The 18773-nt window shown below is 64.9% G+C and carries 20 protein-coding genes and 1 pseudogene; 14 read left to right on the top strand and 7 right to left on the bottom strand.

All coding sequences use genetic code 11. The annotated features are described in order from the left end of the window. Window positions 1–75 precede the first annotated feature (75 nt). The 7 genes from ftsZ to AC5Y4D_RS24780 all read left to right on the top strand — a co-directional run bounded on the left by ftsZ (window position 76) and on the right by AC5Y4D_RS24780 (window position 5403). A complete protein-coding gene (gene ftsZ / locus AC5Y4D_RS24810; protein WP_500038463.1) occupies window positions 76–1215 on the top strand; it encodes a cell division protein FtsZ in 1140 nt (379 codons plus the stop codon). Window positions 1216–1315: 100 nt separating this feature from the next. After that, window positions 1316–2023 (top strand): peptidoglycan editing factor PgeF, encoded by a 708-nt coding sequence (gene pgeF, locus AC5Y4D_RS24805; RefSeq protein WP_500038462.1) that lies wholly within the window; start codon window positions 1316–1318, stop codon window positions 2021–2023. Further along, window positions 2020–2817 (top strand): YggS family pyridoxal phosphate-dependent enzyme, encoded by a 798-nt coding sequence (locus AC5Y4D_RS24800; protein WP_500038461.1) that lies wholly within the window; start codon window positions 2020–2022, stop codon window positions 2815–2817. Before pgeF ends, AC5Y4D_RS24800 begins: the two co-directional genes overlap by 4 nt. Before the next feature lie 64 nt (window positions 2818–2881). Beyond that, entirely contained in the window at window positions 2882–3553 is a 672-nt protein-coding gene (locus tag AC5Y4D_RS24795; RefSeq protein WP_499945032.1) for a cell division protein SepF, read from the top strand. 164 nt (window positions 3554–3717) lie between these two features. After that, on the top strand, window positions 3718–4008 hold the full coding sequence (locus AC5Y4D_RS24790; protein ID WP_499945149.1) for a YggT family protein: 291 nt from the start codon (window positions 3718–3720) through the stop codon (window positions 4006–4008). A 265-nt stretch (window positions 4009–4273) separates the two neighbouring features. Then, entirely contained in the window at window positions 4274–5074 is an 801-nt protein-coding gene (gene wag31 / locus AC5Y4D_RS24785) for a DivIVA-like cell division protein Wag31 (RefSeq protein WP_499945034.1), read from the top strand. Window positions 5075–5121: 47 nt separating this feature from the next. Next, a complete protein-coding gene (locus AC5Y4D_RS24780) occupies window positions 5122–5403 on the top strand; it encodes a hypothetical protein (RefSeq protein WP_499945036.1) in 282 nt (93 codons plus the stop codon). Window positions 5404–5411: 8 nt separating this feature from the next. On the opposite strand, the pseudogene AC5Y4D_RS24775 reads toward AC5Y4D_RS24780, so the two are convergent. Then, window positions 5412–6095, bottom strand: a pseudogene (locus tag AC5Y4D_RS24775) (phosphoribosyltransferase); the annotation flags it as partial. A gap of 254 nt (window positions 6096–6349) precedes the next feature. Between AC5Y4D_RS24775 and AC5Y4D_RS24770 the strand changes: the two are divergent. Further along, complete coding sequence (locus AC5Y4D_RS24770; protein ID WP_500038460.1) at window positions 6350–7177, top strand: PPE family protein, SVP subgroup; 828 nt, start codon at window positions 6350–6352, stop codon at window positions 7175–7177. Between the two features lie 35 nt (window positions 7178–7212). After that, a complete protein-coding gene (locus AC5Y4D_RS24765; RefSeq protein ID WP_500038459.1) occupies window positions 7213–8364 on the top strand; it encodes a PPE family protein, SVP subgroup in 1152 nt (383 codons plus the stop codon). A 136-nt stretch (window positions 8365–8500) separates the two neighbouring features. Here the strand turns inward: AC5Y4D_RS24765 and AC5Y4D_RS24760 are convergent, their stop codons facing one another. The 3 genes from AC5Y4D_RS24760 to AC5Y4D_RS24750 are packed head-to-tail and all read right to left on the bottom strand — an operon-like array spanning window position 8501 to window position 11705. Further along, window positions 8501–9079 (bottom strand): carboxymuconolactone decarboxylase family protein, encoded by a 579-nt coding sequence (locus AC5Y4D_RS24760; RefSeq protein ID WP_014382408.1) that lies wholly within the window; start codon window positions 9077–9079, stop codon window positions 8501–8503. Window positions 9080–9114: 35 nt separating this feature from the next. Next, window positions 9115–10215, bottom strand: a complete 1101-nt coding sequence (locus tag AC5Y4D_RS24755; protein ID WP_017205332.1) for a zinc-dependent alcohol dehydrogenase — start codon at window positions 10213–10215, stop codon at window positions 9115–9117. Beyond that, window positions 10212–11705 (bottom strand): acetyl-CoA acetyltransferase, encoded by a 1494-nt coding sequence (locus AC5Y4D_RS24750; RefSeq protein WP_024445489.1) that lies wholly within the window; start codon window positions 11703–11705, stop codon window positions 10212–10214. The genes AC5Y4D_RS24755 and AC5Y4D_RS24750 overlap by 4 nt, the downstream gene beginning before the upstream one ends. Before the next feature lie 84 nt (window positions 11706–11789). On the opposite strand from AC5Y4D_RS24750, the gene AC5Y4D_RS24745 reads away from it, so the two are divergent. From AC5Y4D_RS24745 to AC5Y4D_RS24730, 4 genes are all read left to right on the top strand, one after another. Next, window positions 11790–12443, top strand: coding sequence for a TetR/AcrR family transcriptional regulator (locus AC5Y4D_RS24745; protein ID WP_370474583.1), 654 nt, complete (start codon window positions 11790–11792; stop codon window positions 12441–12443). A gap of 45 nt (window positions 12444–12488) precedes the next feature. Continuing rightward, a complete protein-coding gene (locus AC5Y4D_RS24740; protein WP_011560605.1) occupies window positions 12489–12926 on the top strand; it encodes a PaaI family thioesterase in 438 nt (145 codons plus the stop codon). Continuing rightward, window positions 12926–13837: an alpha/beta fold hydrolase gene (locus AC5Y4D_RS24735; protein WP_011560604.1), complete on the top strand. Its 912-nt coding sequence runs from the start codon at window positions 12926–12928 to the stop codon at window positions 13835–13837. Before AC5Y4D_RS24740 ends, AC5Y4D_RS24735 begins: the two co-directional genes overlap by 1 nt. 90 nt (window positions 13838–13927) lie before the next feature. Then, window positions 13928–14509: a TetR/AcrR family transcriptional regulator gene (locus tag AC5Y4D_RS24730; RefSeq protein WP_005110548.1), complete on the top strand. Its 582-nt coding sequence runs from the start codon at window positions 13928–13930 to the stop codon at window positions 14507–14509. A 16-nt stretch (window positions 14510–14525) separates the two neighbouring features. Here the strand turns inward: AC5Y4D_RS24730 and AC5Y4D_RS24725 are convergent, their stop codons facing one another. From AC5Y4D_RS24725 to AC5Y4D_RS24715, 3 genes are read right to left on the bottom strand one after another with little or no spacing between them, the layout of a single operon-like run. Then, window positions 14526–15725 carry an NAD(P)/FAD-dependent oxidoreductase gene (locus tag AC5Y4D_RS24725; protein ID WP_011560602.1) on the bottom strand — a complete coding sequence of 400 codons (1200 nt, stop codon included), beginning with the start codon at window positions 15723–15725 and terminating at the stop codon, window positions 14526–14528. Then, the gene (locus AC5Y4D_RS24720) at window positions 15722–17110 is read right to left on the bottom strand and encodes a cytochrome P450 (protein ID WP_011560601.1); all 1389 of its coding nucleotides are present in this window, start codon (window positions 17108–17110) and stop codon (window positions 15722–15724) included. Before AC5Y4D_RS24720 ends, AC5Y4D_RS24725 begins: the two co-directional genes overlap by 4 nt. Window positions 17111–17140: 30 nt before the next feature. Further along, window positions 17141–17461: a 2Fe-2S iron-sulfur cluster-binding protein gene (locus AC5Y4D_RS24715; RefSeq protein ID WP_011560600.1), complete on the bottom strand. Its 321-nt coding sequence runs from the start codon at window positions 17459–17461 to the stop codon at window positions 17141–17143. 114 nt (window positions 17462–17575) lie between these two features. Between AC5Y4D_RS24715 and AC5Y4D_RS24710 the strand changes: the two genes are divergently transcribed. Next, window positions 17576–18580, top strand: a complete 1005-nt coding sequence (locus tag AC5Y4D_RS24710) for a helix-turn-helix domain-containing protein (protein ID WP_011560599.1) — start codon at window positions 17576–17578, stop codon at window positions 18578–18580. Window positions 18581–18773 lie beyond the last annotated feature (193 nt).

Raw genomic sequence — 18773 nt, 5'->3', positions numbered from 1 at the left:
AGGTTGAGGGTTTTGCAAGGAGACACACCGCAGGACGACATAGGGGAACTGAGCCCTCAGGGAGGAAGACGAATGATGACCCCCCCACACAACTATCTGGCCGTCATCAAGGTCGTGGGCATCGGTGGCGGCGGCGTCAACGCCGTCAACCGGATGATCGAGCAAGGCCTCAAAGGCGTGGAGTTCATCGCGATCAACACCGACGCGCAGGCGTTGTTGATGAGCGACGCCGACGTCAAGCTCGACGTGGGCCGCGACTCGACGCGCGGACTGGGCGCCGGCGCCGACCCGGAGGTCGGCAAGAAGGCCGCCGAGGACGCCAAGGAAGAGATAGAGGAGCTGCTGCGCGGCGCCGACATGGTGTTCGTCACTGCCGGCGAGGGCGGCGGCACCGGCACCGGCGGCGCACCCGTCGTCGCCAACATCGCCCGCAAACTCGGCGCGTTGACCGTCGGCGTGGTCACCCGGCCGTTCTCCTTCGAGGGCAAGCGGCGCAGCAACCAAGCCGAAAACGGCATCGCGGCCCTGCGGGAGAGCTGTGACACGCTGATCGTGATCCCCAACGACCGCCTGCTGCAGATGGGTGACGCGGCGGTGTCGCTGATGGACGCCTTCCGCAGCGCCGACGAGGTGCTGCTCAACGGCGTGCAGGGCATCACCGACCTGATCACCACCCCGGGTCTGATCAACGTCGACTTCGCCGACGTCAAGGGCATCATGTCCGGCGCCGGCACCGCGTTGATGGGCATCGGCTCGGCGCGCGGTGAAGGCCGCTCGCTCAAGGCCGCCGAGATCGCCATCAACTCGCCGCTGCTGGAGGCGTCGATGGAAGGCGCCCAGGGTGTGCTGATGTCGATCGCCGGCGGCAGCGACCTCGGCCTGTTCGAGATCAACGAGGCCGCGTCGTTGGTGCAGGACGCCGCGCACCAGGACGCCAACATCATCTTCGGCACCGTGATCGACGACTCGCTGGGCGACGAGGTGCGCGTCACCGTGATCGCGGCGGGCTTCGACGCCGGACCGGGCCGCAAGCCCGTCACCGGCACCGAAACCGGTGGCGCCCACCGCATCGATACCGCCAAGGCGGGCAAGCTCACCTCGACGTTGTTCGAGCCGGTCGACGCCGTCAGCGTCCCGGTGCACACCAACGGCGCGACGCTGAGCATCGGTGGCGACGACGATGACGTCGACGTGCCGCCCTTCATGCGCCGCTGAGGTCTCGATTTGCTTGCCACTGCGCGACAAGCCAGCCTCGAAACATGATGGCCACGTGTCGACGCGCTCTGGCGGGCAACGGATTACGGATACTCAGGACGTGAACATCCGTATCCGCCGGGTGACCACCACCCGGGCGGGCGGTGTGTCCAAGCCGCCTTACGACACCTTCAACCTCGGTGACCATGTCGGTGACGATCCCGGCGCCGTCGCGGCCAACCGGTCCCGGCTCGCCGCGGTCCTGGGTCTGCCGGAGCGACGGCTGGTCTGGATGAACCAGGTGCATGGAGTCCGGGTGGAGGTGGTCGAGAAACCCCGTGAGGCAGCCGTCGCCGACACCGACGGGTTGGTAACGGCCACGGCGAGATTGGCGTTGGTCGTGCTGTCCGCCGATTGTGTGCCGGTGCTGCTGGCCGACGCGCGGGCCGGTGTCGTCGGCGCGGTGCACGCCGGTCGGGTCGGCGCGCAGCACGGGGTGGTGATCCGCGCGGTGGAGGCGATGGTGGGCCTGGGCGCGCAGCCCGCCGACATCTCCGTGTTGCTGGGCCCGGCGGCCGGCGGCAGTCGCTACGAAGTACCCGCCGCGATGGCCGACGAGGTCGAAGCGACGCTACCGGGCAGCCGCACCACCACCGCTGCGGGCACGCCCGGCCTGGACCTGCGGGCCGGAATCGCTTGTCAGCTGCGCGATTTGGGAGTGACGTCCATCGACGTCGACCCGCGTTGCACCATCGCCGACACGACGCTGTTCAGCCACCGGCGCGGCGCGCCGACCGGTCGGTTGGCGTCGTTGGTCTGGATGGAATGACGTCGATGGCCACCGAGATCCCCGCGCGGGGACACGAAGGCGACCGTCAAACGGAATTGACGTTGGCGTTGGCGGCGGTGCGATCGCGGTTGGCCGCGGCGGCGGATGCGGCCGGTCGCAATGTCGCAGAAATTGAGCTGTTGCCAATTACCAAATTCTTCCCAGCAACCGACGTCGCGATTTTGTCCCGATTAGGTTGTCGGGCCGTTGGCGAATCGCGCGAACAGGAAGCGTCGGCGAAGGTGACTGAAGTCACGCGATTGCTGGCGGCCGCCGAACAACACGGCGGATCCCGTGATTTGCAGTGGCACATGGTCGGCCAGATTCAGCGCAAGAAAGCTCGGTCATTGGCGCGCTGGGCGCATACCGCGCACTCGATCGACAGCACACAGTTGGTGACCGCGCTCGACCGGGCGGTGACGGGCGCGCTGGCCGATCGCCGGCGCGACAATCCGCTGCGCATCTATGTCCAGATCAGTCTGGACGGGGACGTGTCGCGCGGCGGCGTGGACGTCGACGCACCGGGCGAGGTGGACCGGATCTGTGCTCAGGTGGACAGCGCGCAGAGCTTGGAACTGGTCGGGTTGATGGGCATCCCACCGCTGGAATGGGAACCCGAACAGGCCTTTGACCGGCTCCAATCCGAGCATCAGCGGGTGCTCGAGGGGTTTCCGAAGGCGGTCGGGCTGTCCGCAGGCATGTCCGGGGACCTCGAAGTCGCCGTGAAACATGGTTCGACGTGTGTGCGTGTCGGTACCGCGCTAATGGGGCAACGGCGGTTACGGTCACCGTGAATAGTCACAGAAGTAACACCTTCATCACAGATAACAAAGATCCCAAGCTAGAAGGGGCCGCAAGATGAGCACACTGCACAAGGTCAAGGCCTACTTCGGTATGGCTCCGATGGAGGAATACGACGACGAGTACTACGACGACCGCGCACCCTCCCGCGGTTATTCGCGGCCCCGATTCGACGACGAATACGGACGTTATGAAAGTCGGGATCGCGATTATGACGACCCGCGCCGCGACCCCCGCGCCGAGTTGCGCGGCGAGCCGGCCGACTACCCGCCGCCGAGCAGCTACCGCGGCGGCTACCCCGACGAACCGCGCTTCCCCACCGGCGGGTTCGAACGGCCCGACATGAGCCGGCCCCGACTGGGGTCGTGGCTGGGGCGCGGTGGCGCCACCCGCGGTGCGTTGGCGATGGACCCGCGCCGGATGGCGATGATGTTCGAAGAAGGCCACCCGCTGTCGAAGATCACCACGCTGCGGCCCAAGGACTACAGCGAGGCGCGCACCATCGGCGAACGTTTCCGCGACGGCACGCCGGTGATCATGGACCTGGTGTCGATGGACAACGCCGACGCCAAGCGCTTGGTCGACTTCGCCGCCGGCCTGGCGTTCGCGCTGCGCGGCTCGTTCGACAAGGTCGCCACCAAGGTGTTCTTGCTGTCGCCGGCGGACGTCGACGTGTCGCCCGAAGAGCGTCGCCGGATCGCCGAAACCGGTTTCTACGCTTACCAATAACGCGTAGTCGCTGCCACACAGCCCGTGAGGTTCCCAGCGGACCGAGCGGGCTGTGCGCATGCCGGTCCGCCACGAGATGTGTGCGGCACGGACAGGTCGGTAGGCTTGCGGTCGCCGCTATGCCGGCGGCGACAGACATCCTCATCGATAAGGTCGGGCACTCGTTGGCGCTGTTCTTTCAGATCCTTGGATTCACCCTCTTCGTCTTCTGGCTGCTGCTGATCGCTCGGGTCGTCGTCGAGTGGATCCGCTCGTTCAGCCGGGACTGGCGCCCCACGGGCATCACCGTGGTGATCCTCGAGATCATCATGTCGATCACCGATCCGCCGGTGAAGCTGCTGCGCCGGCTGATCCCGCCGATCACCATCGGCGCCGTCCGTCTGGACCTGTCCATCCTGGTGCTGCTGCTGATCGCCTTCATCGGCATGCAACTGGCTTTCAGCGCTGCCGTCTAGGGCGCCGCCATCTCGGTTGGAATCTGATTTGAAGACGGTTCGGCCACGATTCGGCGTCAACTTTGGCGTGTGTTTTTTGAAATCTAAGGAATGTGTTTTATTGGCTGCAGAGCTCTAAAGAGATTGAAATCTGTCCTTATTTATTACTCCAATCGGCAACCGCCGAGTCTGGTGTGACAGGATGGACGGCAGTTGCGCGACGGCTACCGCATCGTTCTACACTTTCCAGATTGTTTGACCGTCCAGGAACTCGAGGGGACAAAGAATGCCGCTTACACCTGCCGACGTCCACAATGTGGCGTTCAGTAAGCCGCCCATCGGCAAGCGCGGGTACAACGAGGACGAGGTCGATGCCTTCCTTGACCTGGTGGAGAACGAGCTGACCCGGCTGATCGACGAGAACGCCGATCTGCGGCAGCGGATCGCCGAACTCGATCAGGAGCTGGCCGCCGGTGGCGGGGGAGCCGCGGCGGCCCCGACGGTCGCCCAGCCGATCCCGGCATTCGAGCCCGAACCCGAGCCCGCCAAACCGGCCCCGGTGGCGGCACCGGCCCCGTCTACCTCGTCCAACGAGGAGCAGGCCCTCAAGGCGGCCCGCGTGTTGAGCCTGGCCCAGGACACTGCCGACCGGCTGACCAGCACCGCCAAGGCGGAGTCGGACAAATTGCTGTCCGATGCGCGCACCAACGCCGACCAGATCCTCAGCGAGGCGCGGCACACCGCCGAGACCACGGTTGCCGAGGCGCGTCAGCGTGCCGACGCGATGCTGGCCGACGCCACCTCGCGCTCCGAGAGCCAGTTGCGCCAGGCGCAGGAAAAGGCTGACGCTCTGCAGGCCGACGCCGAACGCAAGCATTCCGAGATCATGGGCACCATCAACCAGCAGCGCACCGTGCTGGAAGGCCGCCTCGAGCAGCTCCGGACGTTCGAACGCGAGTACCGGACCCGGTTGAAGACCTACCTGGAATCCCAGCTCGAGGAGCTCGGCCAGCGTGGTTCGGCGGCTCCGGTGGATTCCAGCGCCGACGCCGGTGGGTTCGACCAGTTCAACCGCGGCAACAACTAGCCTTCGCCTGGACGCGCGCCGGCACTCGGCCGGTTGGAGGATGACCAATGCTGATCATTGCGCTCGTATTAGCCCTGATCGGTCTCGTCGCGCTGGTGTTCGCGGTGGTGACCAGCAACGAACTGGTGGCGTGGGTGTGTATCGCCGCCAGCGTGCTGGGCGTGATCCTGCTGATCGTCGACGCGGTGCGGGAACGCCAGCAGCGTGACGCCGACGCCGACACCGACGACGACGAGGACGCCGAGGAGGACGAGCCCGACGAGGGCGCCGAGGAGGCCGTCGACTATCCGGACGAGGCCGACGAGGAGACTTCCGAAAGCTCCAAGTAGGGGACCGATCACCCCGGCGGCGTCGTCAACAGCTCCCGTACCTCGTCGTCGCTGACCTGGTGGAAGTCGGCGTAGACCTGTCCGACGGCGCTGAAGTCCGCGGGCATGGTCGCGCACACCACGTCGTCGGCTTCGCGCTCCAGGACCCGGCACGCCGAGAGCGGTCCGACCGGAACCGCGACCACGACCGCCTGCGGTCCGGCGGCGCGCACCGCCCGCACCGCCGCCAGCATGCTGGCGCCGGTGGCGATCCCGTCGTCGACCAGGATCACGATCTTGCCGCGTGGGTCGACAGCCGGTCGCTCGCCCCGATACGCCCCTTCGCGCCGCCTCAACTCGGTGGTCTCGGCGTCGATGACTGAGCACACCTGCTGTTCGGTGATACCCAGCTGCTCCACCACGTCCTCGTTCATCACCACCCGCCCGCCGCTGGCCAATGCGCCCATGGCCAGTTCGGGTTTGTAGGGCACTCCGAGCTTGCGTACCAGGAACACGTCGAGGTCCGCGCCCAGCGCCGCGGCGACCTCCCACCCGACCGGGACACCGCCGCGGGCCAGTCCGAGGACGACCAGGTCGGGTTGGGCGCGGTAGGACGCCAGCGCGTCGGCCAGTACGCGACCGGCTTCGCGGCGGTCGCGGAACTCGCGGGTCGGCGTCCGCCGCAGAAAGCCACGCCGTCGGTTCATCAGTCGCACTCCGGAAACTGTGCTCGCAACTCCAGAAGCCTACTGACTCTTCCTGTTGCCGGGCGGTCCGGGCACGGGGCGAGTCGGGCGGAGAGCAACTGGGCGCCAGAACGGTGCGCTCGTTAAATCTGGATTACCAGCGTATTTCCGGGACATTGTCGGAAATCCTGGTTCACGCGTGAGCAGGCGCGCTTAATGAACAGGTCACCCACCGCCGGCCGACGCCCGAACCGGTCGGTCCTGTCGTTAGGAGAACCCCCATGTCTTTCGTGACCACGTACCCCGCCGCCTTGATGGCCGCGGCGGGTGCACTGCAACACCTCGGGACGGCATTGGCCGCGGAGGACGCTGCCGCCGCGCCACCGACCACCAGCGTCGTGCCGGCCGCCGCCGACGAGGTGTCCGCGCTACAGGCCGCACAGTTCGCCGCCTACGGCTCCTGGTATCAGCAGGTCAGCGCGCAAGCCAAAGCCGTGCATCAACAGCTGGTCAACACCCTCGGATCCAATGCGAACGCGTACGGCGAGACCGAAGCGGCCAACCAGAGCGCGGCCGGCTCGCAATCGCTGTCCGACGCGACCAACGCGGCATCCGCGGCGGCCGCCAGCCCGGCGGCCCCGACAACATCCGACGGCGCCATCATCGCGACCCCGTTCAATTGGTTCCAGAACGTCGGCGCGGCGGCGTCGAACTTCATCGCATTCGGCCAGGGACAGTTCCTGCCGGGTTCGGTGGGCTGGTATCCCGAGATGGCCGACCTCCCGCCGCTGGGCGCCGGTGCGGCGCCCGCGGTGCCGGCGCCGCCCGTGGCTGGGCCGCCGGCGGGCGCAAGCCTCGGCGGTGCCGCGTCGATCGGCGGGATGTCGGTGCCGCCGAGTTGGGCGGCGGCGGGCGCGCCTGCAGCCGGAGTCACGCCCGCAACGCTGACGGGCGCGGGCTGGACCGGTGCCGCGGTGAACCCCGCGCCAATGACGACGGTGCCCGCCGGCCTGCCCTCCATCGCGTCGGTCGGGCGTTCAAGTACCGGGTTCGGGGCGCCGCGTTACGGCCTCAAACCGATGGTGATGCCCAAGCCGACCGTTGTCTGAACCCCCATTCACTTTCATCAGAAAAGGACCGACAGATGGCTTTTGATTTTGGCGCGCTGCCCCCGGAGATCAATTCGACCCGTATGTACACCGGCCCGGGAGCGGCGCCGATGATGGCCGCCGCCGCGGCCTACAGCAATCTCGCCGCCGAACTGAGCAGCACGGCGACGGCCGCGGAGTCGGTGATCTCGACGCTGACCGACGACGAATGGCGTGGCCCGTCCTCGGCGGCGATGGCCGCCGCCGCCACCCCGTATGTGCAATGGCTGCAGACCACCGCGGCGTCGCTGCAACACGCGGGCGACCAGGCGATGGCGTCGGCGGCCGCCTACGAGACTGCGTATGCGATGACGGTGCCTCCGGCGGTCGTCGCGGCCAACCGCGCGCAGCTCGCGGCGCTCGTCGCCACCAACATCCTTGGTCAGAACACGCCGGCGATCGCGGCCAACGAAGCGCTCTACAGCGAGATGTGGGCCCAGGACGCCGCCGCGATGTACGGCTACGCCGCATCGTCGGCGCTGGCCGCCCGGCTGGACCCGCTGACCGCGCCGACGCCGGTAGCCGGCCCGAATGCCCTCGGTGCGCAGAGCGAAGCGGGTAGTCAGGCCGCTGGCACCTCGCTACCCGCGCTGGTGTCCAGTACGCCGAATGCCGTTCAGGCACTGGCCAATCCGGCGGCGGCGGCGCCGGCGTCACCCGTCGGCGATTTCTTCAGCGACCCCCTGGTGCAGAGCATCCCCAACGGCATTATCGACATGGCGGCATGGAACGGTTTCAACGCCATCGTCACCGCGGTGCTGTACTCGCACACCTTCGACGCGGGCTTGATCAGCAGCCACTTCCTGCCGGATCTGGGCGCCATCGGTATCGGGCCGGCTCAGATGGCCGCGGGTCTGGGTTCCGGTGGCGCGACTGCTGCGTCGGTGTCCTCGGTCGCCGGCCAGGCGGCGACGGTCGGCAAGCTATCGGTGCCAACCGCGTGGTCAGCGGCCACCCCGGCCGCGCTCGCCGCGTCCACCGCGCCGGTAGCCGGTTCGGGCTGGACGGTGCCGGTGGAGGAGGGCGCCGGGGTGACCAACGTGGCCGCGGGGATGCCGGCGTACGCCGCGGCCGGGCGGGGCGGCTACGGCGCCAGTCCGCGCTACGGGATCAAGCCGACCGTGATGCCGCGGCAGGTGCTGGTGTGATCAGTTGGCTGCGAGCATTCACTTCGCTCGCCTCAGTCGCGTGTCCGAGGGGGGACTTGTCCGTCTACGACACGGGTCGTGGTCTGGCGATTGGGGCGCTGACCGCTTCGGTCAAGCACCGGTCCACGTTTTTCGCTCAATCGCAACCCTGAGGAGCTCGCCCATCGGGCGGCCAGCCGTCGGTACCGGACTCAAGCGGAATATTCAGAGATCGAAGCAGGATCGAAAAGAGCCGCCAATTGGCGATTGCTCCGACAAGTTCGACCAAAACGGCGTGATCGCTATTGAATGCCTTCTGGCACCCAGCCCAGTTTTCCTCGGAGATGACCCCGTCGCGTACCACATCATCGGTCGCTGCGAGGACCGCACGCTCGACTGGCCCGAGGCTTTCGGAATTCTGCCAGTCGCGCACCGCCAGGAGATCATGCTCAGGCACGCCGAGCAGTGTGGCGATTCGCCAATGTTGAGTCCATTCGTATTCGGAGCCAGTAATCCAGCCGATGCGCATGATGACCAGCTCGCGTAGCCGCGCGTCAAGGGAACCGCGGAAGAGTAACGCGTCTAGCAGCCCATACAGCGCAACCGCCACACGCGGCTGATGAAGTGCCACGCGGAATACCGACAGGTCTGCCAACTCTTCGGGCAACCCACATTCGGCAGCTCGCAGCTGGGCCTGCTCACGGTCGAGCATCGGTACGCGTTCCGCCATGGTCACGGGTGGCCCTCTCTGTTGAACCTCTGCCCACGCCGTTAGGGCGTGGGCAAAAAGACGTTGTGCAGCGCCCCACTTGATCGGGCACTTTCATCTGCAAGCGAAGTGAGCAGCTGCGCGAGCCCAGCGAATCCGGTTGATTCTCTGGTGATCCGGTCGAACGGCCAGCGGCCCAGGGCGAGAATCTCGAGGGCTGCCCGGTGGGCGGGATACTCCACGCCGAGTGCGCCTACGACGTGTAATTCTTTATAGACCAACAAGTCTGGTTCAAACCGGGGCGTGCCGCCTCCTCCACGGGTGCCGGCCACCACAATTGTGCCGCCGGGCCTGGCAAGGCCGACGGCATCGGCGAACGCGGAGGGTGCTTTAGCGGTGACGTCGACGACCACGTCGGCAAGCCGTCCGCCTGTCTCACGCTGGAGCGCGGTCACTGCATCGTCCTGCGATACATCGATGGGCAGGTCGACACCGAATGATCTGGCTATGGCCAGTCGTTGTTCGTCGCGTGGGCCTACGCCGGTCATCGCGACGAACGCGGCTCCCGCCTCTTTGGCCGCCACCGCCGCACAGATTCCGCGGATGCCGGGCCCCAGGATCGCTACGACGTCCCCGGCCTTGGTGTCGGGAAGAGTCGCCCCCCACTGGATACCGGCCCCGAGAGGGTTGAACAACGTGGCGAGAACGGGGTCCATGTCTTCGGCAATCGGGAGCAGCATCGCGTCCCACGGAAGCTCCACATGGGTGGCGTATCCGCCCCATAAGCCCGCGCCGACCTCCACGTCGACAAACCCGAACATGGTGGCGATGCCGTTCACCGCGCACCGCCGGTATTCGCCGCGGCGGCACTCGGGGCAGTCTCGGCAGGACCGGAACACCTCAACGGCCACGCGCTGGCCGGCTTGTACACCCCAGCGTTGGCCAGCCGCAGCGCCAACATGTTCGACGATGCCGACGATTTCGTGCCCTGGAACGAATGAGAAGCCGGCAGGCAGGTGTCCGGTGAATTGTTCGTGATCTGTTCCGCACAGACCGCATGCTTCAACTCGCAGGATCGCACCCCGGTCGCCGACGTCGGGGATGGTCATCTGGCGCCGCTGCAGACTCCGCGGTCCGGTCAGCACCATCGCCTCGGCGATCATGGAAGCTCGAACCCGGTGAACGACCCTGTGTTTCGGAGGCACACCGTTTTACCTACGTACATTTCCGCGCCCATCGCCTCGGCGATCTGCGGATCGTCGCTGCGTGCGACGACTCTTTGCCCGTCGGACAGGTGCGCGATGATCGGAGTCCATCGAGGTTGGCCGTCTCGGTCGTAGACGACGGTGTATCCGTCGACTGTCGCGCAACCGGTCGCCTCGTCGGCGCCTGCGACGGCCAGCCGCGATGAATCGATTTGAGCTTGTTCGACCGCCGTGTCGAGCAGTCGCCACCCGGCTGGTGGCGGGGTGGCCGACCACACACCGACCGAATGCTTCGTCGAATACCACCCGAGGCCGGTGACGAGTCCGGCATCGGTTGGGTCGCGTCGGCACCGTCGGACCATCTCCACGATCGAGTGGCTGACGTAATTGTTTCCGGGACCGCCGTGATAAGGCAGGCCTCCGGTTACTGTGAGGCCTCTGTCGTCGAGGGGGTCCAAGTCGAGAGCCTCGGCAGCCATCTCAATTGCCGACGGGAAGCAGGAGTAGAGGTCGAACCACCGGATGTCGTCGGTGGTCAACCGGCCCGCATCGAGAGCCTTCCGTGCCGCTACCTCGATACCCGATGAGCGGCTGAGGTCCGGCCGTTCCACGGGGAAGTACACGTCGTTGCAAGTCGCTGCTGACCAGGGAAAGACCCAACGATCGCGCGCGACGCCTAATTCGTCCGCCACCTCGGCCGCCATGAGAATGAAGGCGGCAGCCATGTCGACGGACATGATGCTGTTGAGCAGCTTGGGATAGGGCAAGCAGACCATGCGGTTTTCCGCGGTGACTTCGCTGAGTTCGGTGGCACTTCGTGCGCGTGGGAACCAGGCCTGTTCCGGATGGCGTGCCGCCTCGGCTGTGAACGGGGCCATCAGCGTGCCCAGCCACTCCCGTTGAGCATCGAAGTCGCGGCCGTGGCGCGCGGCGATCGCGGACTCGAAGATGGGATACACCTCGTGCGGCCAACTCAGACCCACCGACAATTCGGCTTGACTCAGCCCGGGGCGGGCGTCGCCCAGGGATTCGTCGTCGGAGCGGGGTGGGGGCGGCGAGTCGAGAAGTGCCCCGCCCTGAAGCTTGCGTGCGGAATGCCCGCTCTCCGCCCCGACGACCAGGACGACATCTGCACGGCCTTCGCCTATTTCGCCACCCAACACTTCGACGAGATACTGCGGGGTGTTTCCGCCGACGGGACAGCTGATGCGGCGGGCGGGACTGATGTGCATCGCTTCGGCGATCCTGCTGGCGGGATTGTCGCGCGGTATGACCAGGATGCCCGGAGTCGCGACGGTGTCGATGCGCCGCTCGACCGGGCGACTTGCGTCTTTGACCGCGCGGCGTGCGGCTTCTACCGCCAAGTCGATCGGGTCCACGAAGTCGTTCCCGCGATGGGTAACTTCGCCCACGCCGACGACAACCGGGGTACGCGCTTCTACCAACATCGGCATCGGCATCCGCTCAGGGCCACGGGGCTGACTTGAGACATAACTGCGATGGTGTCATGTGCGTGGGCAAGTCACAATGGTGTGCGCTCGCGGCATACTGGCTGTGTGTCGACGAGGTTGTTGAGATGGGGCGCCGCCGCGCCGACAGATCGTGGGTCCGCTCGCGACCGGTTGCTCGATGCTGCCGAGCGGTGCCTCGAGAGTTGCGGTGTGGTGGGCACGACCATGGAGGACATCGGCAGAACAGCGGGTGTGTCCAGGGCAACGGTGTATCGCTACTTCCCCAGTCGGGAGGCGGTGATGTCGGGTGTCATCATTCGCGCCGCCGAGCGCTATCTCGACCGCATCAGCCCGCGGATCGCGGCGCACGCCGACCTGGGCTCCGCGCTCGTCGATTTCGTGGAATACACGGTTGAGGCCGCGCGCCGCGAAGAGATCATCGGATTGTTGTTCGGCAGCGACGAGGAACTCGCCGGCGTGGGTCTCGCGGCGGGGACCTCGACGTCCCTCTTCGAAATCGTCACCGAATTTCTGCGTCCCATCTTCACCAGACACTGGAGTTGCGTGGAACCGGGCGTCTCCGTCGACGACGCCGCCGAGTGGGTTGTCCGCACGATATTGAGCCTGCTGACTGTTCGAGGGCCGCGGGAGCGCAGTCGTGACGGACTCCGGGCGTTTCTGTCGAGGTTTCTCCTTCCGGCGATCCTGGCGGGTGACCACGCTCGACCGATGTGACATCTATGGCGTAATGTCTCGACGGCAGATGAGGTAGGAGGGCCTGTGCAATTCACCACGTTCAACGAACAGGTCGCTGAGCAACTAAAGAGCGCAGCAGAAACCACGGGCGGGTTGGCCGGTTACCTCGGCTTCCGTCACACCGAATTCACTGCGGGACGGCTCGTCGCGGAGATGGACGCACGCGACGACCTGAAGACGCCTTTCGGGAACCTGCATGGGGGCTGCTTATCGGCCATGGTCGACCACTGCCTCGGAGTGGTGTTTTATCCCGTGATTCCACTGGGATCTTGGGTCGCGACAACGGAGTTCAAACTGAATCTGCTTCGTCCGGTCTCTAGCGGCACCTGTGTAGCCACAGCCGAGATCATCTCGCTGGGCAGAACCAGCGGTGTGGCGCGTATCGACATCTGCAACGACGGCAGAGCGGTGTGTGCGGCCCAGGGAACCGTCACCGTCGTCGCACCGAAGACGAGCTCCTGATGTCGGCAAAGAGAACAGGCGATTCGTCGGCTCCTGTGGTCGAGCGCGTGCCCACGGCGGACGGGCTGACGCTGGCGGTCGACCTCTACCGCTGTGATGCGCCGCGGGCGGTCGTGTTGCTCCTTCACGGCGGAGGTCAAAGCCGACACGCCTGGGACGTCACCGCCCAACGCCTGCACCAGCGGGGCTACACGGTGGCCGCGTACGACACCAGGGGACACGGGGACAGCGACTGGGACCCCGACGGACGCTACGACGGGGACCGGCTTGGATCCGACCTATTGGCCGTGCGCTCATACGCCGATTCCGGCCGCCCCGTCGCCGCGATCGGCGCCTCTCTGGGCGGCTTGACCATTCTCGGAACACACTTGCTCGCCCCGCCGGACCTATGGCAGGCCGTCGTCCTGGTTGACGTCACTCCGCGAATGGAGATGGAAGGCGCCCGACGAGTCGTAGCGTTCATGTCGGCACACCCCGAAGGTTTCGACAGCCTAGAGTCGGCCGCTGACGTGATCGCCGCCTACAACCCGCACCGCCCTCGCCCCGAAAACCTCGACGGCCTCCGAAAAGTCCTCGCCCGTCGCGAAGACGGTCGCTGGGCCTGGCGATGGGATCCAGCTTTCGTGACGTCGAATTTCCAGTTCCTGCAGGGTGATCCAGACGAAGGCGCTAAAGACTTCGACATGATGAGCGCGTTCCTTCTTGATGGTGCGAGGCAGGTGTCCGCGCCAACGCTGCTGGTCCGGGGCCTACTATCTGACATGGTCTCCGAAGAGACAGTAAAGCATTTCCTGACCGTCGTTCCGCACGCGCAAACCGTTGACGTATCGGGCGCGGGACACATGATTGCCGGCGACAACAACGACGCATTCTCGACGGCGGTCGTCGAATTCCTCGACAGGACCACATGAACCCTGCTGTCGGTTGACTGCCCATGTAGGGCTGGCGCCTATCCTGCTCCTATGCCAACTGAACCAGCGCGGGTGTCTTTCCGCCGGCATGTGCGCGAAAAGGTTTTGAGGGCGACACGAGAACTCGCCATCGAGAAGGGCTGGGATCAGGTCCGGATGAGCGAGGTTGCCGAATCGGTCGGCGTCTCCCGCCCGACGTTGTACAAAGAGTTCGGCGACAAACAGGGGCTCGGCGACGCGCTTGTGGTGTCGGAGGGCCAGCGCTTTATGGAAGGCATTCTTGCCGTCCTTGCCGAACACGTGGGCGACGTGCGGGGCGGCATCACCGCAGCGGTGCAATTCACCCTCTGTGAAGCAGAAGACAGCCCGCTCCTCAAGGCAGTTCTGACGTCCAACCCTTCGGGGAATGATCGCGGTGGCTCGTCGTCTACTGGAGTCCTACCTCTTCTGCCGACGTCGGCTTCCCTGCTTCAGCTCTGCTCCGCGGCTCTGATCACGTGGTTTAACGACCACTTCGACGATCTCGATCCCGAAGACGTTGAGGAGGTCGCAGATGTTCTGGTGCGACTGACAGTGAGTCATGTTGTACTCCCAGCCGCGGACATCGCCACCACCGGTGAGCGGATCTCCCGCGTAGCACTCAGGTACCTGGGAGTTGTCCACAGTTTGTAACTAGCAAGCTCTCGTGTCAGATCGAGCCGGCGAGGAGCTCTGAGCGGTCAACTCGGAGCTGCTGGCTGATGGCCCGCTTACTGAACATGAAATCGCGAGGACGGTTGACGCAGTCGGCGGCGATGAGTTCACGATCGCGGAAGTAGAAGCAGCTGAAGTCACGGTCACGCGACGGGTCGCCGCTGAAGACCACTTCGTCGTATCCGGTGTTGAGACCGGCGATCTGGAGTTTGAGATCGTACTGGTCGGACCAGAACCACGGAAGCGCAGCGATTGCGCTGTGTTTTCCGCAGATTGTCGCCGCAGCGATCTTGGCCTGCTCGCCGGCGCTCGATACGGATTCCAAACGAATACGCGAGCCGTATCGAGCCATGGTGTGGCTGGTGCAGTCGCCGGCGGCCACGATGTCGGGGTCGCTGGTGCGGGCCTGGTCGTCGATCACGATGCCGTTGTCGACGGATAATCCTGCGGCCGAGGCGAGCTCGGTGTTCGGCACCACACCGACGCCGACGATGACCAAGTCGGCGGGGATCGGTTCGCCGCCTGCCAGCACGACCTCCTGCACTCTGCCGTTGCCGGAGAAGGCTTCGACGAGAGCGTGTGTTCGGATCTCCACTCCCTCGCCGTTGTGGATTCGGGTGTAAAACGCGGAAACCTCCGGCGCGGTGACCCGTTCGAGTACACGCTCGGTTGCCTCGAGGACGGTGACGTTCATGCCGAGCGAACACAGCGAGGCCGCCGTTTCCAACCCGATGTAACCGCCGCCCACGATCACAACCCTCCGACCCGGTGTAGCGGCGGCACGGATCAACTCGACGTCTGCAGCGGTACGCAGGTAGTGAATTCCGGGAAGATCCACCCCTGGTGTGGGGAGTCGTCTGGCCCTTGCGCCGGTGCACAACGCGAGCTTGGTGTACGTCAGCGTGTCGCCGGTGCTCAGAGACACACGCTTGGCACTCCGGTGGATCGCCTCCACGGTCGCATTCAAGAGTCGAATGTGCTGCTTTTCGTAGAAATCAGCGCCGCGAATCAGGAGGTCGTCGAGGCCGTTCTTGCCGGCCAGGTATCCCTTCGACAACGGAGGCCGGTGGTAGGGCAGTCCCCCCTCGTCGCCGATGAGCACGACCTCCCCAGACCACCCCTCCCTTCGAAGATTAGCTGCCAACTGCGCGCCGGCGTGGCTCGCGCCGACGATCACCGCTCGTTCGGGAGTCACGCACTTGGCCTGGGAGTGAGGCGAACCATCAGCTTGCTGATACCCCTGACGAAATTCGATTGCACATACTCGGGTTCGCCGACCACCTCGATGTTCTCAAAGCGAGGGAGCAATTCCTCCCACAGGATTCGAAGCTGCAACTCAGCAAGTCGGTTTCCCATGCACCTGTGCACGCCGAACCCGAACGAGATGTGATTGCGGGCGTTGCTCCTATCGATGATCAACTCATCGGCCCGCTCGAAGACACGCTCATCGCGGTTACCAGAGGCGTACCACATCACGACCTTGTCGCCCTTGCGGATGAATTGCCCGTTCAACATGATGTCTTTTTTCGCGACTCGGCGCATGTACGCCAACGGGGTCTGCCAGCGAATGATCTCGGATACCATGTTGGGAATCAGGTCAGGGTTCGCCTTCAACTTCTCGAACTGATCGGGGAACTGGTTCAAGGCGAGAACCCCTCCGCTCATCGAGTTGCGAGTCGTGTCGTTTCCCCCGACGATCAGCAGTACCAAATTGCCGAGGAATTCCATCGGGCGGTCGATGAGATCCTTAGTGTCCTCGTTGGCCTGCAGCATCGTGATCAGATCGAAGCCCGGTCGCTCCCCGTTGGCGGTACGGGCCGCCTTGTCATGCCAGAGAGCGCTGAGACCCTTCGCCATGTCGACCATGCCACGAAACACTCTGTCGTTGTCGGAAGGACCACCATTGGCTTGCTCCATGGAGGTGGCGAGGTCCGACCATTCCACGAGCTTGTGCCGCTGCTCGTACGGGAAGTCCAGCAGGGTCGCGAGCATGCGCGCTGTCAGTTCGATGGAGACGTGGTGCACCCAATTGAACGGCTGATCCACCGGTAGATCGTCCAGCACTTCCTGGACACGCGAGCGGATCAGCCCCTCCATCTCGCGCAGGTTCTTCGGCGCGACAACCCCTTGGACGGAAGCGCGCTGCAAGTCGTGTTGTGGCGGATCCATCGCGATGAACATGGCGATGTCCATGAAGCGGGGCGGTCTCCCGATGATGATGAACGGCTCTGCGGAGAAAGCCTCGTGGTTCTTGTCGACGGCGATGATGTCCGCGTGGCGGGTCACCGACCAGAACGGGCCGAACGCACTGTGAGCCTGGTAGTGCACCGGCGCCTCGTTGCGCACGCGTTCGAAGTAGGACTTCCAGCGGCCTTGGCGGTAGAGGAACGGGTTGCTGAGATCGATGTCGGCGATATCAACGTCCTCGACCGGAGGAATGGGCGTCTCGGTGAAGATCTTCTTACCATTGGTTCCGGTTACCCACCGGCGTGTCTTGTCGTAGAGGTGTGCGCCGCGGATTTGCAGCTCCAGAGGCACGGCAGACTGGGCTTTGGCGGCCACTGCCGCGGGAATACTCATTATTGTTTCCTCCAAATCCATGACGTTGTTTCAGAGCTGGAACTCAGGTAGCTCGACCGTCAAGCCATCCCATGCCTCGGAGGCGGACATCTGGCAAGACAGCCTCGACGTCCGCTGACGCTCGGGGTTCATCGCGAGCATCTCCTCTTCGTTGGCGCCGCAGAGTCCCACCGTGTCCGACCACTCGGGAGCGACGATCACGTGGCACGTTCCGCATGCGGCTTCCCCTCCACAATCGCCGTCGATGCCGGGCACCGCGTTGTTGACCGCAACCTGCATCAAGGACTGCCCTTCGGCCAAGGGGGCTTCGTACTTCTCGCCGTCGTGAGAGACGAAGGTGACGACTGCCATGATTAACTCTCCTCAATTTGGAACTCCTCTATTTAGCGTTGTCGCGCGTGACCAGCGTCGCTAGGCTCGCAGGAGTCAAAAAGTTGTGTTTTTAGCTCACGCGCAGGGAGGCACGTGAAACTCGACGACTCGGGTATGCCAGCGCTGGCTTTCCTGCAGATGCTGGACAGTGAGGCGCTGGGGCATGACGCCAGCATTGCGCTCCGCAGCATCATGGTTCGCGAGCACGTTACCGAGTCGATGTTGGTGGGTCGCGACGCGCAGGTCCCCTTACGGTGGTTCAGGGAGATATATTCCGATTTCGATTGTGATCAGGGAACCCGTCTGGGTTTCGCGTTCGCTGAACACGCCAAACTGACGTCCTTTGGGGCACTCAGTGTTCCCTTGGTCAGCGCGGGCTCGGTAGCCGAGGTTGTCGAGTTGCTTGCTTATCTGCCGGTGATCACCACAGCCCTCAGCCCGACGTTCCATTCGACGGAACGCGGCCTCACGATCGGGCTCACCGGTCGCACCGGTGACGCGGGCCTGAACTGCCTGGCCGTCACCTACGGTGGGCTGGCGCTGTTGCGTCTGCTCGACATGCTCGCGGGTGCCGTACCGAATATTGAACTGCATTTAAGTCATTCAGCGCCGGAGTCGTGGGTTCTTCATGACGAAGTGTTGGCGGGTCGGATCTTCTTCGACGCCCCCAGCTCGTTCGTCCACGTTCCCGCGGCTTCGCTCGAGGAGGTCTGTCGATTCTCCGATCCTGTGGCGTACCGGATTGCCGTCACCGATTTGCAGCGAACTCTCGATCAACGACGTGACACGTCGGTCTCCGAAAAAGTAAGGGACCTGCTCGAAAAAGATCCCGGAAAAACGAACATCAGCCGGACGGCGGGCGAGCTTTCGATATCCCCGAGCACGTTGAAGCGGCGCCTCCGCGAAGAGGGGACCACCTTTCGCGAATTGCGTCAGTCGTTCTTGCGGGAGCGAGCAATTCTGCGACTTCTCGACAGATCGTTGTCTGTAAGCGAGATCGCGGCAGAACTCGGGTACGCGGAGCTCACGAACTTCACACATGCCTTCAAACGGTGGACCGGTCGTTCACCGCGCCACTTCAGAAAAACGCGCGACTGAGGGCTATAGATCCGCCCCGGCGTGTGCCGGGCGACCATCGGAACCAGCGGGCTTCACGATCGGCCTCATCTGTCACCTGGACATCGTCGAGAAACGACACGATCGGCGCGGGTTTCGGTCATCGCAGCACCCTCTTGGGAAGAGGCGCAAGGACATTCCAGAGAATCCATACCGCGCTAGCGGCGGGTGCGGG

The organism is Mycobacterium sp. NGS67 (assembly GCF_059812185.1).
Note: the sequence above shows the minus strand (reverse complement) of the source record. Positions and strands in the feature narration are given on the sequence as shown.

Coding starts and splice junctions, on each gene's coding strand:
- ftsZ (WP_500038463.1), top strand. CDS start 76: ATGACCCCCCCACACAACTATCTGGCCGTCATCAAGGTCGTGGGCATC.
- AC5Y4D_RS24800 (WP_500038461.1), top strand. CDS start 2,020: ATGACGTCGATGGCCACCGAGATCCCCGCGCGGGGACACGAAGGCGAC.
- AC5Y4D_RS24795 (WP_499945032.1), top strand. CDS start 2,882: ATGAGCACACTGCACAAGGTCAAGGCCTACTTCGGTATGGCTCCGATG.
- wag31 (WP_499945034.1), top strand. CDS start 4,274: ATGCCGCTTACACCTGCCGACGTCCACAATGTGGCGTTCAGTAAGCCG.
- AC5Y4D_RS24780 (WP_499945036.1), top strand. CDS start 5,122: ATGCTGATCATTGCGCTCGTATTAGCCCTGATCGGTCTCGTCGCGCTG.
- AC5Y4D_RS24770 (WP_500038460.1), top strand. CDS start 6,350: ATGTCTTTCGTGACCACGTACCCCGCCGCCTTGATGGCCGCGGCGGGT.
- AC5Y4D_RS24765 (WP_500038459.1), top strand. CDS start 7,213: ATGGCTTTTGATTTTGGCGCGCTGCCCCCGGAGATCAATTCGACCCGT.
- AC5Y4D_RS24755 (WP_017205332.1), bottom strand. CDS start 10,215: ATGATCGCCGAGGCGATGGTGCTGACCGGACCGCGGAGTCTGCAGCGG.
- AC5Y4D_RS24750 (WP_024445489.1), bottom strand. CDS start 11,705: ATGTTGGTAGAAGCGCGTACCCCGGTTGTCGTCGGCGTGGGCGAAGTT.
- AC5Y4D_RS24735 (WP_011560604.1), top strand. CDS start 12,926: ATGTCGGCAAAGAGAACAGGCGATTCGTCGGCTCCTGTGGTCGAGCGC.
- AC5Y4D_RS24720 (WP_011560601.1), bottom strand. CDS start 17,110: ATGAGTATTCCCGCGGCAGTGGCCGCCAAAGCCCAGTCTGCCGTGCCT.
- AC5Y4D_RS24715 (WP_011560600.1), bottom strand. CDS start 17,461: ATGGCAGTCGTCACCTTCGTCTCTCACGACGGCGAGAAGTACGAAGCC.